General features: G+C 63.2%; 13 protein-coding genes. 5 read left to right on the top strand and 8 right to left on the bottom strand.

All coding sequences use genetic code 11. From position 1 onward, the window contains the following. The first annotated feature begins 133 nt into the window (after nt 1-133). The gene (locus NCT05_RS03095; RefSeq protein WP_034470664.1) at nt 134-994 is read left to right on the top strand and encodes an MBL fold metallo-hydrolase; all 861 of its coding nucleotides are present in this window, start codon (nt 134-136) and stop codon (nt 992-994) included. On the opposite strand, the gene NCT05_RS03090 is transcribed toward NCT05_RS03095, so the two are convergent. Then, the gene (locus tag NCT05_RS03090; RefSeq protein WP_033536533.1) at nt 991-1,671 is read right to left on the bottom strand and encodes a FadR/GntR family transcriptional regulator; all 681 of its coding nucleotides are present in this window, start codon (nt 1,669-1,671) and stop codon (nt 991-993) included. The two genes, NCT05_RS03095 and NCT05_RS03090, sit on opposite strands and share 4 nt — an antisense overlap. Before the next feature lie 140 nt (nt 1,672-1,811). Here NCT05_RS03090 and dgoD point away from each other — a divergent pair, with 140 nt between their 5' ends. Beyond that, nucleotides 1,812-2,960, top strand: coding sequence for a galactonate dehydratase (dgoD, locus tag NCT05_RS03085; protein ID WP_008351463.1), 1,149 nt, complete (start codon nt 1,812-1,814; stop codon nt 2,958-2,960). Nucleotides 2,961-2,966: 6 nt separating this feature from the next. Here the strand turns inward: dgoD and pabB are convergent, their stop codons facing one another. The 4 genes from pabB to grpE form a co-directional block, all read right to left on the bottom strand. Next, nucleotides 2,967-4,745 (bottom strand): aminodeoxychorismate synthase component I, encoded by a 1,779-nt coding sequence (gene pabB, locus NCT05_RS03080; RefSeq protein ID WP_502801770.1) that lies wholly within the window; start codon nt 4,743-4,745, stop codon nt 2,967-2,969. A gap of 37 nt (nt 4,746-4,782) precedes the next feature. After that, complete coding sequence (dnaJ, locus tag NCT05_RS03075; protein WP_008351467.1) at nt 4,783-5,919, bottom strand: molecular chaperone DnaJ; 1,137 nt, start codon at nt 5,917-5,919, stop codon at nt 4,783-4,785. A 244-nt stretch (nt 5,920-6,163) separates the two neighbouring features. Then, on the bottom strand, nt 6,164-8,119 hold the full coding sequence (dnaK, locus tag NCT05_RS03070; protein ID WP_008351469.1) for a molecular chaperone DnaK: 1,956 nt from the start codon (nt 8,117-8,119) through the stop codon (nt 6,164-6,166). Nucleotides 8,120-8,329: 210 nt separating this feature from the next. Then, nucleotides 8,330-8,932: a nucleotide exchange factor GrpE gene (gene grpE / locus NCT05_RS03065; protein ID WP_008351471.1), complete on the bottom strand. Its 603-nt coding sequence runs from the start codon at nt 8,930-8,932 to the stop codon at nt 8,330-8,332. A 360-nt stretch (nt 8,933-9,292) separates the two neighbouring features. Here grpE and NCT05_RS03060 point away from each other — a divergent pair, with 360 nt between their 5' ends. After that, on the top strand, nt 9,293-9,454 hold the full coding sequence (locus NCT05_RS03060) for a hypothetical protein (protein WP_008351472.1): 162 nt from the start codon (nt 9,293-9,295) through the stop codon (nt 9,452-9,454). Here NCT05_RS03060 and NCT05_RS03055 read toward each other — a convergent pair. From NCT05_RS03055 to hrcA, 3 genes are all read right to left on the bottom strand, one after another. Then, complete coding sequence (locus tag NCT05_RS03055; RefSeq protein WP_008351473.1) at nt 9,426-9,833, bottom strand: RNA-binding S4 domain-containing protein; 408 nt, start codon at nt 9,831-9,833, stop codon at nt 9,426-9,428. The genes NCT05_RS03060 and NCT05_RS03055 overlap by 29 nt on opposite strands. Before the next feature lie 25 nt (nt 9,834-9,858). Further along, nucleotides 9,859-10,926, bottom strand: a complete 1,068-nt coding sequence (gene hemH, locus NCT05_RS03050; protein ID WP_008351474.1) for a ferrochelatase — start codon at nt 10,924-10,926, stop codon at nt 9,859-9,861. Between the two features lie 123 nt (nt 10,927-11,049). Next, nucleotides 11,050-12,066 carry a heat-inducible transcriptional repressor HrcA gene (hrcA, locus tag NCT05_RS03045; RefSeq protein ID WP_008351475.1) on the bottom strand — a complete coding sequence of 339 codons (1,017 nt, stop codon included), beginning with the start codon at nt 12,064-12,066 and terminating at the stop codon, nt 11,050-11,052. Nucleotides 12,067-12,252: 186 nt separating this feature from the next. Between hrcA and NCT05_RS03040 the strand changes: the two genes are divergently transcribed. After that, nucleotides 12,253-13,149, top strand: coding sequence for an NAD kinase (locus NCT05_RS03040; RefSeq protein ID WP_008351476.1), 897 nt, complete (start codon nt 12,253-12,255; stop codon nt 13,147-13,149). A gap of 30 nt (nt 13,150-13,179) precedes the next feature. Further along, nucleotides 13,180-14,832, top strand: coding sequence for a DNA repair protein RecN (recN, locus tag NCT05_RS03035; protein WP_250501721.1), 1,653 nt, complete (start codon nt 13,180-13,182; stop codon nt 14,830-14,832). Nucleotides 14,833-14,839 lie beyond the last annotated feature (7 nt).

Raw genomic sequence — 14,839 nt, 5'->3', positions numbered from 1 at the left:
CTTTCGCGAAGACGACGGCCGGCGCATCGATGCCCGGCGCAAAGGGTTACACTGTATCGCGATCCTGACAAACACGCCCAATCCATCCGGGCCGCAAAAGCACAGGATCGCGTGACGCACCGGGGGAATCAACGTGCAAGCGATCATTCAGCCCTTCTTCGACATCAACACCGGCACGATGACGTACGTCGTCTACGAAGCGCCCGGCTCCGCCGCGGCTATCGTCGATCCGGTGCTCGACTACGATCCCAAAGCCGCGCGCACATCGACGAAATCCGCCGATGCGGTCGTCGCGTTCGTGCGGGACCAGCGGCTTTCCGTCGAATGGATTCTGGAGACGCACGCGCACGCCGATCATCTCTCGGCGGCGCCGTATCTGAAACGCACGCTCGGCGGGAAGATCGGAATTGGCGAGTCGATACGCACGGTGCAGGGCGTGTTCAAGAAGATCTTCGATCTCGAACCCGAGTTCCAGCTCGACGGCTCGCAGTTCGATCATCTGTTCGCCGACGGCGAGCGGTTCATGATCGGCGCGCTCGAAGCAACCGCGCTCTTCGTGCCGGGACATACGCCCGCCGACATGGCGTATCGCGTCGGCGATGCGGTGTTCGTCGGCGACACGCTCTTCATGCCGGATCTGGGCACCGCGCGCTGCGATTTCCCGGGCGGCGACGCCCGCGCGATGTATCGATCGATTCAGCGCCTGCTCGCGCTCGATCCCGACACGCGGCTTTTCGTGTGTCACGACTATCCGCCGGAGACGCGCGCTCCGCAATGGCAAGCCACGGTGCGCGAGCAGCGTGAGAAGAACATCCACGTCGGCGGCGGCAAGACCGAGGACGAGTTCGTCGCGATGCGCGAGGCGCGCGACGCGACGCTCGGCATGCCGACGCTCATCTTGCCCGCCATTCAGGTCAATATCCGCGCGGGCCACTTTCCCGACGCGGCGAGCAACGGCACGACCTATCTGAAGATTCCGCTGAACGCGTTCTAGCCTTCAATCCGGCCGCGTGTCACACCAAGCAGACCGGCCATCGCGCGGCGCGCGCCGTTCGAATCGCGCGCGATGATCGCTTCGAAAACCGCCGTATGTTCCGCGAGCGACGCATTGTAGACGTCGGCGCGCTTCGCGTTCAGGCGCAACTGGCCTTCGAGCGTGCGCTCGATCAGCGCGCCGAGCGGAATCAGCAATTCGTTGCTGCACGCGGCGAGCACGCCCAGATGAAAGTCGAGATCGGCGCGCACCCATTCATCGACGTTCTGCGCGTCCGCCATCGCCTGATGCGCGCGCGTGAGTCGTTCGCGCGTGCGTTCTTCGTGGTTGTCGGCGGCGAGCGCGGCGGCGTACGGCTCGATCATCTCGCGCATTTCCTGAAGCTTGAGTGCGAATTGCAGCGGCGGCGCGACGCGCGAGTACCAGTCGAGCATGTCGGCATCGAGCAGATTCCACGCGTCTTGCGCGCGCACGCGCGTACCGACTTTCGGCCGCGACTCGATCAATCCTTTCGATGTCAGCGTGCGCAACGACTCGCGCAACACCGTGCGGCTCACGCCAAAGCGCTCCATCAGTTCCGCTTCGCGCGGCAATGGCGAACCCGGCGCAAAGTCGCCGCGCAGGATCGCCATGCCCAGTTCATGCGTCACACGGCCATGCAGATCGCGGTAAATGATGGTCTCCCTTCATATTTTGAGCACGATTATCGGGCATTCGACTGATGTTTCGTAAGTCCCAATCTTTACGCGAATAATACTATTAATATGCCCAGACATCGCCTTTTTGCTACCATGTAAAACCCTTCAGGAGACGCTCAATGAAAATCACGAAACTCGAGACCTTCATCGTTCCGCCGCGCTGGTGCTTCCTCAAGATCGAAACCGACGAGGGCATCACGGGCTGGGGCGAGCCGGTTGTGGAAGGCCGCGCGCATACGGTCGCCGCAGCCGTCGATGAACTCGCCGACTATCTCGTCGGCAAGGACCCGCGCCATATCGAAGACTTGTGGCAGGTCATGTACCGCGCGGGCTTCTATCGCGGCGGGCCGATCGGCATGAGCGCGATCGCGGGCGTCGATCAGGCATTGTGGGACATTCTCGGCAAGCATCACGGCGTGCCGGTGCACGCGCTGCTCGGCGGCCAGGTGCGCGACAAGATCAAGGTGTATTCGTGGATCGGCGGCGACCGTCCGAGCGACGTCGCGAACAACGCGCGGGCGGTGGTCGAGCGCGGCTTCAAGGCCGTGAAGATGAACGGCTCGGAAGAGCTGCAGATCATCGATACCTTCGACAAGGTTCAGGGCGTGATCGACAACGTGCAAGCGGTGCGCGAAGCGGTCGGGCCGAACGTGGGCATCGGCGTCGACTTTCACGGACGCGTGCACAAGCCGATGGCGAAAGTGCTCGCGAAGGAGCTCGATCCGTTCAAGCTGATGTTCATCGAAGAGCCGGTGCTTTCGGAAAACGTCGAGGCGCTGCGCGATATCGTCAACCAGACAAGCACGCCGATCGCGCTCGGCGAGCGGCTCTACTCGCGCTGGGATTTCAAGCACATTCTGGCGGGCGGTTACGTCGACATCATTCAGCCGGACGCGTCGCACGCGGGCGGTCTCACCGAATGCCGCAAGATCGCGACGATGGCCGAAGCCTACGATGTCGCGCTCGCGCTGCACTGCCCGCTCGGTCCGATCGCGCTCGCAACCTGTCTGCAGATCGATGCGGTCAGCTATAACGCGTTCATCCAGGAACAGAGCCTCGGCATTCACTACAACAAGGGCAATGACCTGCTCGATTACATCAGGAATCCGGAAGTCTTCAAGTACGAAGACGGGATGGTGTCGATTCCGCAAGGGCCGGGCTTGGGAATCGAGGTGAACGAGGAGAAAGTGCGCGAAATGGCGAAGGTCGGCCATCGCTGGCGCAATCCGGTGTGGCGTCACGCGGATGGCAGCGTCGCCGAGTGGTGATTCTGGCTAACGTTTGAAGCGCGCTTCGACCGCGCCGCGCAGGGCGTTGCTGATCAGCAGGCTCTGCGCGTTGTCGAGTTCGTTCGGCGTAAGCGCGCGTTCGCGCGCGCCGAGTTCTTCCATCAACACCGCGCGCATCACGCCCGGCAGCACGCCGGCATCGATGGGCGGCGTGAACCACTCGCCGTCGAGCTTCACGAACACGCTCGAGCGGCCGCCCTCGGTCAACTCGCCGCGCTCGTTGACGAACAACATGTCGAACGCGCCTTCGGCTTCGGCGGCTTTCCACGCACGATCGTAATCCGCGCGACGCGTCGTCTTGTGTCTGAGCAGCGGATCGGCCGAGCTTTGCGGCGCGAATCCGCGCTCCGAAGCGAGCAGCACGTTCACCGTATCCGATGGCAACGGCGCAAGCGGCGCGCTCGTCATCGTGATGCGCCCGCTCTTGGCCAGCGCGATACGCATTCGATACGGTTTCTGGCCTTCGAAGTCCGCGATATGTTGCGCGGTCTGCTCATGCAACGAAGCTTCGTCGAACGTGAAACCGAGATACGCCGCGCTCGCCTTCAACCGCGCGACGTGGCGCGCGTAATGGCGCACGCCTTCATCGCGTGTCGCGTATGTCGTCTCGAAGAGTTCGAAGCCGGGATCCGCGCCCGTCAGAAAACGCGCTTTCAACAGACACTCCTCGTATTCGTCGGCGGCGACGCTATCGAGCACGATGCCCGCGCCGATGCCGAGCACGCCGCGCCGCGCGGCCGCATCGATGACGAGCGTACGAATCGCCACCGACATGCAGAAGTCGCCGCTCGCATCGAGCCAGCCGATCGCGCCGGTGTAAAGCCCGCGCGGCGTGCTCTCGATTTCGTCGATCAGTTGCATCGTCCGATACTTCGGCGCGCCGGTAATCGAGCCGCACGGAAAGAGCGCGCGCACGATGTCCGCGAACGACGTGCCCGGAATGACGCGCGCTTCGATCGTCGACGTCATCTGCCACACCGATGCGTACGGCTCGACCGAGAACAGCGCGGGTACGTTGACCGAACCCGTGACCGCCACGCGCGACATGTCGTTGCGCAACAAGTCGACGATCATCACGTTCTCGGCGCGATTCTTCGGGTCGAGGCGCAGCGATTCGGGATCGGCATCCCGTGGCGCGGTGCCTTTCATCGGCCGCGCGCGCAACAGATCGCCATGTTTCTCGACGAACAATTCCGGCGAGCACGACACGACCGACCTGCCGTCCGGCAACGCGATGAGCGCGCCGAAATGCACGGCTTGCCGCTCGCGCAATCGCCGATACAGCGCGAGCGGCGTGCCGAATACATCGAAATTCAGCCGATACGTGTAGTTGATCTGATACGACTCGCCTTCCTTCAACGCCTCCTGAACCGTGGCGATGGCCTTGTCGAACTCGTCGCGGGTGACGCTCGGCGCAATGCCCGCGACGCCTGCAACCTCGTCATCGGCGAGCCAGGCGCTCACTTCCTTACGCGACAGAAACGCGCACGAGCGAAACATCAGCACGCGAAGCGCCTGATCTTCACCACGCCCGATTTCACCGAACTGGAGATTGCGTCCGAACTCGTAATCCGCGACGACAAGCGCATGCAGGCCGCTCTGCAGATCGCGCTCGATTTCGGCGCAAACGGCATCGAGATCGCGCGCGTTCACGCACACGCGTTCGCGCACGAAGTCTGTGTACAAACGACTCGACCGCCTTTCGGCGGTCGCATCGCAATCGTCGAGCAGCGCGAACACCGCGCTGCGCTCTTCGGTTTTCATCGTCATACCTGCCCGACGTACGACGCACTCGACCGCATCAATCGAAGAAGCTCTTCACGCGGTCGAACCAGCTCTTGCTTTGCGGACTATGCCGCGCGCCACCCTCGACGAGCGACTTCTCGAACTGCTTGAGCAAATCGCGCTGCGCGTCGGTGAGCTTGACCGGCGTTTCCACCTGGACATGCACATACAGATCGCCGGCGATGCTCGAACGCAAGCCCTTGATGCCCTTGCCGCGCAAACGGAACGTCTTGCCCGACTGCGTGCCTTCCGGCACCGTGAAGCTCGCGCGGCCCGCGAGCGTCGGCACTTCGATCTCGCCGCCGAGCGCCGCCGTCGTGAACGGAATCGGCATCTGGCAATGCAGGTCGTCGCCGTCACGCTCGAACACCGAATGCTGCTTGATGTGGATTTCCACATACAAGTCGCCGGCCGGACCACCGTTGATGCCCGGCTCGCCATTGCCCGCCGAGCGGATTCGCATGCCGTCGTCGATGCCCGCCGGAATCTTCACTTCCAGCGTCTTCGTTTCCTTCACCTTGCCCGCGCCGTGGCAGTTCGCGCACGGATCGGGGATGTAGCTGCCGCTGCCGTGACACTTCGGGCACGTCTGCTGGATGCTGAAAAACCCTTGCGACATGCGTACCTGGCCCTGACCATGACAGGTCGGGCAGGTTTCGGGCTTCGTGCCCGGCTTCGCACCGGAGCCGTGGCAGACGTTGCAGTTCACCCAGCTCGGCACGCGAATCTGCGTGTCGTAGCCGTGCGCCGCCTGCTCCAGCGTGATTTCCATGCTGTAGCGCAAGTCCGCGCCGCGATACACCTGCGGACCGCTGCGGCCGCGCGCGCCGGCGCCACCCGCCGTCTGTCCGAAGATATCGCCGAAGATATCCCCGAAGGCATCGGCGAAACCGCCGAAACCTTGCGCGCCCGCGCCCGCCATGTTCGGATCCACGCCCGCGTGGCCGTACTGATCGTAGGCGGCCCGCTTCTGCTGGTCGGAGAGCATTTCGTAGGCTTCCTTCGCCTCCTTGAAATTCTCTTCCGCCTTCTTGTTGTCCGGGTTGCGGTCAGGGTGATACTTCATCGCGAGCTTGCGATACGCCTTCTTGATCTCGTCGTCGCTCGCATTTTTCGCGACGCCCAGAACGTCGTAGTAATCCCGTTTCGCCATGTCGGTTCGATGCCGCCGCGCTTGAGCGCCGCGGTTCCTGTCAGATGCTGCGAGATGCTGCGGATGTCGCTCGCAACCCGCGCGTAAAACTTTTTGCGCCTCGCCAGAAGCAACGCGCCTCTAAAAACAACGTGCCCGGAGAGCCGAAAGGCTCGCCAGGCGCGCTCCACGTCAGACGCCAACGCGTCCCGGTGATACCACCGAAAAGCGCGTGAATGTCGCCACTCACGCGCCCGATTCGGCGTTAGTCCTTCTTCACTTCCTTGAAGTCGGCGTCGACGACGTCATCGTGATGCTGGCTCGCGCCCGCATCCGCCGACGCGCCCGCGCCTGCCGCACCCGCGGCCGCGCTCGCCGCGCCTTGCTGCGCCTGCATGTCGGCGTACATCTTTTCGCCGAGCTTCTGCGAAGCCTGAGCCAGCGCCTCGACCTTTGCTTCGATCGTGGCCTTGTCGCTCGAGCTGCTCTTCAGCGCCTCTTCGAGGTCCTTCAGCGCCGCTTCGATCTTTTCCTTCTCCGAAGCGTCGACCTTGTCACCGTACTCCGCGACCGCCTTCTTCGTGCTGTGAACCAGCGCATCGCCCTGGTTGCGCGCGTCGGCCAGCTCACGCAGCTTGTGATCTTCCTCGGCGTTGGCTTCGGCGTCCTTCACCATCTTGTCGATTTCCGCGTCCGTCAGACCCGAGTTCGCCTTGATGGTGATCTTGTTTTCCTTGCCCGTCGCCTTGTCCTTCGCGCCAACGTGCAGAATACCGTTCGCGTCGATGTCGAAGGTCACTTCGATCTGCGGCACGCCGCGCGGTGCGGGCGGAATGCCTTCGAGGTTGAACTCGCCGAGCAGCTTGTTGCCGACGGCCATTTCGCGCTCGCCCTGGAACACCTTGATCGTCACGGCGCCCTGGTTGTCGTCCGCCGTCGAATACACTTGCGAGTGCTTCGTCGGGATGGTCGTGTTCTTGTTGATCATCTTCGTCATCACACCGCCGAGCGTCTCGATGCCGAGCGACAGAGGCGTCACGTCGAGCAGCAGCACGTCCTTGCGGTCGCCCGACAGAACCTGGCCTTGAATCGCGGCGCCCACGGCGACGGCTTCGTCCGGGTTCACGTCACGGCGCGGATCCTTGCCGAAGAATTCCTTCACCTTCTCCTGCACCTTCGGCATACGCGTCATGCCGCCGACGAGAATCACGTCGTCGATGTCGCCGACCTTCACGCCCGCATCCTTGATCGCGATGCGGCACGGTTCGATCGTGCGCTCGATGAGCTCTTCGACGAGCGCTTCGAGCTTGGCACGCGTGAACTTGAGGTTCAGGTGCTTCGGACCGGACGCGTCCGCCGTGATGTACGGCAGGTTGATGTCGGTCTGAGCCGTCGACGACAGTTCGATCTTCGCCTTTTCAGCGGCTTCCTTCAGGCGTTGCAGCGCGAGCACGTCCTTGGAAAGGTCGACGCCCTGCTCTTTCTTGAACTCGCCGATGATGTAATCGATGATGCGCTGGTCGAAGTCTTCACCGCCGAGGAACGTATCGCCGTTCGTCGACAGCACTTCGAACTGCATTTCGCCGTCCACGTCCGCGATCTCGATGATCGAGATGTCGAACGTGCCGCCGCCCAAGTCGAACACGGCGATCTTGCGGTCGCCCTTTTCGGCCTTGTCGAGACCGAACGCGAGCGCGGCCGCGGTCGGCTCGTTGATGATGCGCTTCACTTCCAGACCGGCGATGCGGCCCGCGTCCTTCGTTGCCTGACGCTGGCTGTCGTTGAAGTACGCCGGAACCGTGATGACGGCTTCCGTCACCGGCTCGCCGAGGTAGTCTTCAGCGGTCTTCTTCATCTTGCGCAGGACTTCAGCCGAAACCTGCGACGGCGCGAGGTTCTTGCCGTGCGCTTCGACCCATGCATCGCCGTTGTCGTGCTTGACGATCTTGTAGGGCATCAGGTTGATGTCCTTTTGCACTTCCTTCTCGTCGAAGCGGCGGCCGATCAGGCGCTTGACCGCGTACAGCGTGTTCTTCGGATTGGTGACCGACTGGCGCTTCGCAGGCGCGCCGACGAGGATCTCGTTGTCATCCATGTACGCGATGATCGACGGCGTGGTGCGCGCGCCTTCCGAGTTCTCGATGACCTTGACCTGATTGCCTTCCATCAGCGCCACGCACGAGTTCGTGGTGCCGAGGTCGATACCGATGATTCTGCCCATTTTTTATCCTCTCCTAGCTTTGATCGCAGTGGCGTTGCGGCCGGCCTTTCGATGCCGGCTTTTGCCGATTTACCGGGCCGAACGCCCAAAATTCATACCTGTACGCAAGATAAGAGCGTCAGTTTCGATTTCAAGACCCTGCAAACGATACGGTCTATAAGTTTTTTTGTGCGGCGACCGACACGGCCGGCACGTACGCCGCGAGACCGATTACTTCGGCGCGGCGACGGTCACGAGCGCCGGACGCAGCACGCGGTCGGCGATGACGTAGCCCTTCTGCAGCACCGTGACGACAGTATTCGGGTCTTGTTCCGCCGGAACCATCGAGATGGCCTGATGGCGATGCGGATCGAATTTTTCGCCGACCGGGTTCACCGCGATCACGCGGCCTTTCTCCAACGCGCCCGTCAGTTGACGCAGCGTCAGTTCGACGCCTTCGCGAACCTTGGCGACATCCGTCGACTGGTCGGCGAGCGCGGCTTCCAGGCTGTCGAGCACCGGAAGCAGGTTCTCCGCAAAATTTTCGATGGCGAATTTATGCGCCTTCGCGACATCTTCCTGACTGCGGCGGCGCACGTTCTCGGTTTCGGCCTTCGCGCGCAGGAAGTCTTCCTTGAGCGCGGCGATGGTGGCCTGCGCTTCGGCGAGCGCAGCTTCGGCCTCATTCGGCGCGGCTTGCGGCGCGGCGGCGGCATCAGCCGGTGCGCCTTGGGACGCGGGAGCCGCCGCGCTGGTCGGGTCGGCGGACTGGCGCGCGTTATCGTCGGCGGGCGTTGCGTTCTGGCTCGCTGGATTCTCTTGCGTGTTTTCCATGTCGCTGAATATGTATTGCAGTGAGTTGAATCGGCTGCGAAAGCGGCCAGACCGAAAATCGGACGCATTTTTCGCACTAACGGCCGAAATGAGGGCGCCGAAAGCTTTTTCAAGCCTTCGAAACGGTTTTTCGGACAAATCTCGACAGCAAGGTGGCGCCGCAATGGCTCGTAATACACACTTCGCCGCGGCGCGCGATTTTCGGATTGAGGGAAAGCCCTGAGTCGCCTACACTTCAAAAAAGCAGCGCAGGACGCACGTTAACCCTAATCCTACGAATTGCTTCAAACCGCTTTCAGCCCTTGCCCGTTTCCTGATCCGGCCGCCTTCTGACCGGGCAACCCGCTTCCCGGGGATACCATGAAACTGACCTTTGCTATCGCGGTGGTCGCCCTGGTACTCGTCGCGGGAACGACCACCATCTGCATGTCCGGCGTCGTGACCGAACGTACCACCGAGTACGGCGGCGTTCACGCGACCATCGAAAGCTACTTCAATCCGAACGAGAAAATTTGTCGATAGTGCGCCGGTCGCGCTTCGTCGGCCTTCCCTGCAGTTCCGCTGCGGGCTCGCGGAAATTCTTGCGGCGCTCGGCCTCGGCCATGCGTTTCGCACGGCCTTCCCCGGTTTCGGCATAGAGCGTCTGGGCGACCGGCGCCGGGCCGCGCACATCGCATATCCCGAGCACTTCGACCTGCCACACCAGCCGTTCGATATCGATCTCGACGATATCGCCGACGCGCACGTCCTTAGACGGCTTCACATTCGCCCCGCCGATCTTCACGCGGCCTTTCTCGACCGCATCGCTCGCGAGCGAACGCGTCTTGAAGAAACGCGCTGCCCAAAGCCACTTATCGATGCGCAAACGCGCGCCAGGTTCCGTCGAAATCTTGTAGTTCATGGGTGAATGCCTGAAAAAGCCGCGCTCAGGCCACTGCGCTGAGCGGCTGCACAGTCTGCACGGGCCATCCCTGAAGATGTTGCGCGGCGATCTCGCCCAGTGCCTTGATCCACGCGGGCGCTGAGTTCAGGCAGGCAATCCGGTGAAAATGCTTGCCGCCCGCCTTCAGAAATTCGTCGCGCACCTCGATGCCGATTTCCTCGATCGTCTCGAGACAATCCGCCGTGAAGCCGGGACAGAACACGTCCACACGAGAAACGCCGCCCGCGCCGAGCTCCGCGACCGTCGGCGCGGTGTACGGCTGAAGCCACTCCGCCCGCCCAAAGCGCGACTGGAACGTCACGCGGCATTCGACCGGCGTAAGCCCGAGCGCGGCCATGAGCAACGAACCGGTCAGCTGGCACTGGTCGTGATACGGATCGCCGAGATCCATCGTGCGCTTCGGCACGCCGTGGAAGCTCAGCACGAGCTTGTCGCCCGCGGCGAAATCCGGCTGGCCGTGATGCCGCCAATAGTCGCGCACCTGCTCCGCGAGCGCCGCGATATACGCCGGATGATCGGCGTAATGGCGGATCGTGCGGATTTCCGGCTGATTGCGCACGCGCTTGAGCGCGGCGAACGCGTCGTCGAACGCGGTGGCCGTCGTGGACGACGAGTATTGCGGATACATCGGCAACAGGAGAATGCGGTCGGCGCCTTCGAGCTTCAGCTGATTGAGCATCGCGCCGATGCCCGGCGTGCCGTAGCGCATCGCATAGTCGACGATGACGTGATAGTCGTTCGCCGCGAAGAGCCGCCGCAAGCCGTCGACCTGCTTTTCCGTATGCACGCGCAGCGGCGAGCCTTCGGGCATCCACACTTGCGCGTACTTCTTCGCCGATGCGCGCCCGCGAAACGGCAGGATCAGGCCGCGCAGAATGAATTGCCACACGAATGACGGAATTTCGACGACGCGCGGATCGGACAGGAATTGCGCCAGATACTTGCGCACCGCCCGCGGCGTGGGCGCGTCCGGCGTGCCGAGATTGATCAGCAGCACCGCGACGCGATGCGAAGCGCTGGGCTGCGAGGGCAACTCGAGGTCGAAACGCATAAGGGAAGCGAGCCTGAAGATGGTCGTCGGAAAAGTTGAGGACCATTATAGCGGCGCGTTTCCGGACGCATCATTGGCCGAACGGCCTAGTGGCGCGCTCTTTCGCGGCGCGCCAAGATGGCGTCACTGATGACTGAGCGACATCGACAGCAAACGCGCGGTGATATCGACGATCGGAATCACGCGGTTGTACGCCATGCGCGTCGGGCCGATCACGCCGAGCGTGCCGACGATCTTCCCGTTGACCTCGTATGGCGCCGTCACGACGCTCATTTCCTCGATCGGCACGAGATTGCTTTCTCCGCCGATGAAAATCTGCACGCCTTGCGCGTGACTCGATACATCCAGCAATTGCAGGAGGCTCGTCTTTTGGTCGAACAAATCGAAAAGCTTGCGCAGCCGCGCCATGTCGGACGAAAGGTCCGCCACTTCGAGCAGGTTGCGCTCGCCGGAAATCAGCACGGTGTCAGTGGGGTCCGTCTCGGCGGTGCTCGCGACCACGGCCGCCTGCATGAGCGCGGTCATGTCGCCGCGCAACTGATCGATTTCCTCGCGCAAACGGCGGCGTACTTCGTCGAAGGACAGGCCCGCGAAATGCGCGTTGATGTAATTGGAGGCTTCTACGAGTTGCGAAGGCGAATAGTCGCGTTGCGTGGCCATCATGCGGTTCTGCACGTCGCCTTCGGGCGTCACGATGATGAGCAGAATGCGCTTGTCCGACAGCCGCATGAACTCGATCTGCTTGAACATGTGGCTCCGGCGCGGCGTGAGCACGACGCCCGCGAACGAAGACAGATTGGACAGCACGCTCGCCGCCGCCGCGACGATCTTCTGCGGCTCCTCGCCTTGCAGGCGAGTCTTGACCGCGGTGGTCATGGCCTCGTCTTGCGGTGCTTCTACAGTCAGCATCGTGTCGACGAAGAGCCGGTAGCCGCGCGGCGTGGGAATGCGTCCCGCCGACGTATGCGGGCTCGCGACCAGCCCGAGGTCTTCGAGATCCGACATGACGTTGCGGATCGTCGCGGGGCTCAGTTCGAGGCCCGAATGACGTGATAACGTGCGCGAACCGACCGGCTGACCTTCGGCGATGTAGCGCTCGATCAACGTTTTGAGGAGGGTTTGTGCACGTGGGTCTAGCATGGGGAAATTTTAGCTCAACGTGTCGGATAGCGGCGAGCCGCGCCGGGTGGTCGGCATTCAACGTCCGCTCCATTCTAGCGACAAACGGCGAGCCTGCCCGCGTCATGCCGCACGGTCTCGTCGCGGCGCGCCCGGCGGCCATCGCCCACGGTTCTTTTCGCTCTCTGACTATGGTGTAATGCCGGCATGGAAATTGGCCAATTCAAGACCGTCGCCCTCGTGGGGCGCACCAACACGCCGGGCATCGAGGCGCCGCTGAGATCGCTCGCCGATCTCCTCAGAAGCCAGGGCTTCGAGGTCGTCTTCGAGGCGGGCACCGCGAAGGACGTCGGCGTGACGGAGTTCCCGGCGCTCTCCATCGCGGAGATGGGCGCGCGCGCGGACGTTGCAATCGTGCTCGGCGGCGACGGCACGATGCTCGGCATCGGACGGCAGCTCGCGCCGTATAAAACACCGCTCATCGGCGTGAATCATGGCCGGCTCGGCTTCATCACCGACATTCCGCTCAAGGCGATGCAGGAAATCGTCCCGCAAATGCTCGCCGGCCAGTTCGAGCGCGAGGAGCGCAGCCTGCTCGAAGCGCGCATCGTGCGCAACGACAAGCCGATCTACCACGCGCTCGCGTTCAACGACGTCGTGGTGAATCGCAGCGGCTTCTCCGGCATGGCGGAGCTGCGCGTGTCGGTGGACGGCCACTTCATGTACAACCAGCGTTCCGACGGACTGATCGTCGCGACGCCGACCGGCTCGACCGCCTACGCGCTGTCGTCGGCGGGGCCGATCCTGCATCCGCAATTGCAGGGCTTCGTGCTCGTGCCGATCGCGCCGCATTCGCTGTCGAACCGGCCGATCGTGCTGCCCGACGATTCGAAAGTGACCATTCAGATCATCGGCGGTCGCGACGTCAACGTGAACTTCGACATGCAGTCGTTCACCGCCGTCGAACTGAACGACGCGATTGAAGTGCGGCGCTCGAAGCATACGGTGCCGGTGCTGCATCCGGTCGGCTACAGCACGTACGCCACGCTGCGCAAGAAGCTGCACTGGAACGAGCATCCGTCGCAGGATTCGTCCGCTCTCTGATCTGCCAGAACTTCCTTCCCCGAAGCGTCCATGCTCCGTCATCTTTCCATTCGAGATTTCGTCATCGTCGCCACGCTGGATATCGATTTCGATCCAGGCTTCACGGTCTTTTCGGGTGAAACCGGCGCGGGCAAGTCGATCCTCATCGACGCCCTCGCGCTCACGCTCGGCGCGCGCGGCGACGCGAGCGTCGTGCGCGCCGGTCAGGCGCGCGCCGACATCACCGCCGAATTTTCGACGCATCCGCTCGTCGTGCGCTGGCTGGACGAACACGCGCTCACGCAGGACGCCGATTCGGTCATGCTGCGGCGGGTGATCGATTCGGGCGGCCGCTCGCGAGCGTTCATCAACGGCACGCCCGCGACGCTCGCGCAGTTGCGCGAAGTCGGCGAAATGCTCGTCGATATCCACGGCCAGCACGCGCATCAATTGTTGATGCGACCGGACGCGCAACGCGAACTCTTCGACACGCACGCGCAGTTGCTCGACACGGCCGGCGCGGTGAATCGTGCCTGGCGCGCGATGCGCGACGCGCAGCAAGCCGTCGAGACCGCCCAGAATCGCGACCGCGAGCTGCAACTGGAACGCGAGCGTCTCGCGTGGCAACTGAGCGAGTTCGACAAGCTCGCGCCGCAGCCCGGCGAATGGGAAGAAGTGAGCGCGGAGCATCATCGGCTGTCGCATTCGGCGAGTCTCATCGACGGCGTGCAGGGTGCGCTCGGCGCGCTCTCCGAATCCGACGAAGCGATGATCTCGCAGCTCGGCGCCATCATCTCGAAGCTGCGCGGCCTGTCCGATATCGATCCCGCGTTGAACGACGTGCTCGCGTCGCTCGAACCGGCGGAAATCCAGTTGCAGGAAGCGTCGTATTCGCTATCGCACTACGCGCAGCGGCTGGAGCTCGATCCTGACCGGCTCGCGCAAGTCGAAAGACGCATGGAGCAACTGCACTCGACCGCGCGCAAGTTCCGCCTTCAACCCGAAACGCTGCCGGAAGAACACGACGCGCGCCGCCGCCAGCTCGCCGAACTCGATGCCGCCGCCGATCTCGATGCGCTCAACGCCGCCGCCGATAAAGCGAAGAGCGAATATCTCGCGCAAGCCAAGGTGCTGTCCAAGGCGCGCGCGAAGGCCGCGAAAAATCTGTCGAAAGCGGTCACGGAAGGCATGCAGGAACTGTCGATGGCAGGCGGCAGCTTCGAGGTCGCGCTCGTGCCGCTCGCCGAAGGCGGCGCGAACGGGCTGGAGCAGATTGAATTCCGCGTCGCGGGACACGCGGGCGTCGCGCTGCGGCCGCTCGCGAAAGTCGCGTCGGGCGGCGAACTGGCGCGCATCAGTCTTGCGCTCGCCGTCATCGCGAGCACGGCGAGTCCGACGCCCACGCTCATCTTCGACGAAGTGGACACGGGCATCGGCGGCGGCGTCGCGGAAGTGGTCGGGCGTCTGTTGCATCAGCTCGGCCGCGACCGTCAGGTGCTGTGCGTCACGCACTTGCCGCAAGTGGCCGCGCGTGGCGATCAGCATTTCCAGGTCGCGAAATCGTCGGACGATGCGGGCGGCACGGTGAGCACGGTAAAGCAACTCGATCGCGCAAAACGCGTGGAAGAAGTCGCGCGCATGCTCGGCGGTCTCGAAATCACCGCGACCACCCGCAAGCACGCGAAGGAAATGCTGGCGGCTTAAGCATCCG

Origin of the sequence: Caballeronia sp. AZ7_KS35, assembly GCF_023631045.1 — a bacterium.
In the GTDB taxonomy this organism is placed as follows: Bacteria; Pseudomonadota; Gammaproteobacteria; order Burkholderiales; family Burkholderiaceae; genus Caballeronia; species Caballeronia zhejiangensis.
This window is presented reverse-complemented; position numbering and strand designations above follow the sequence as displayed.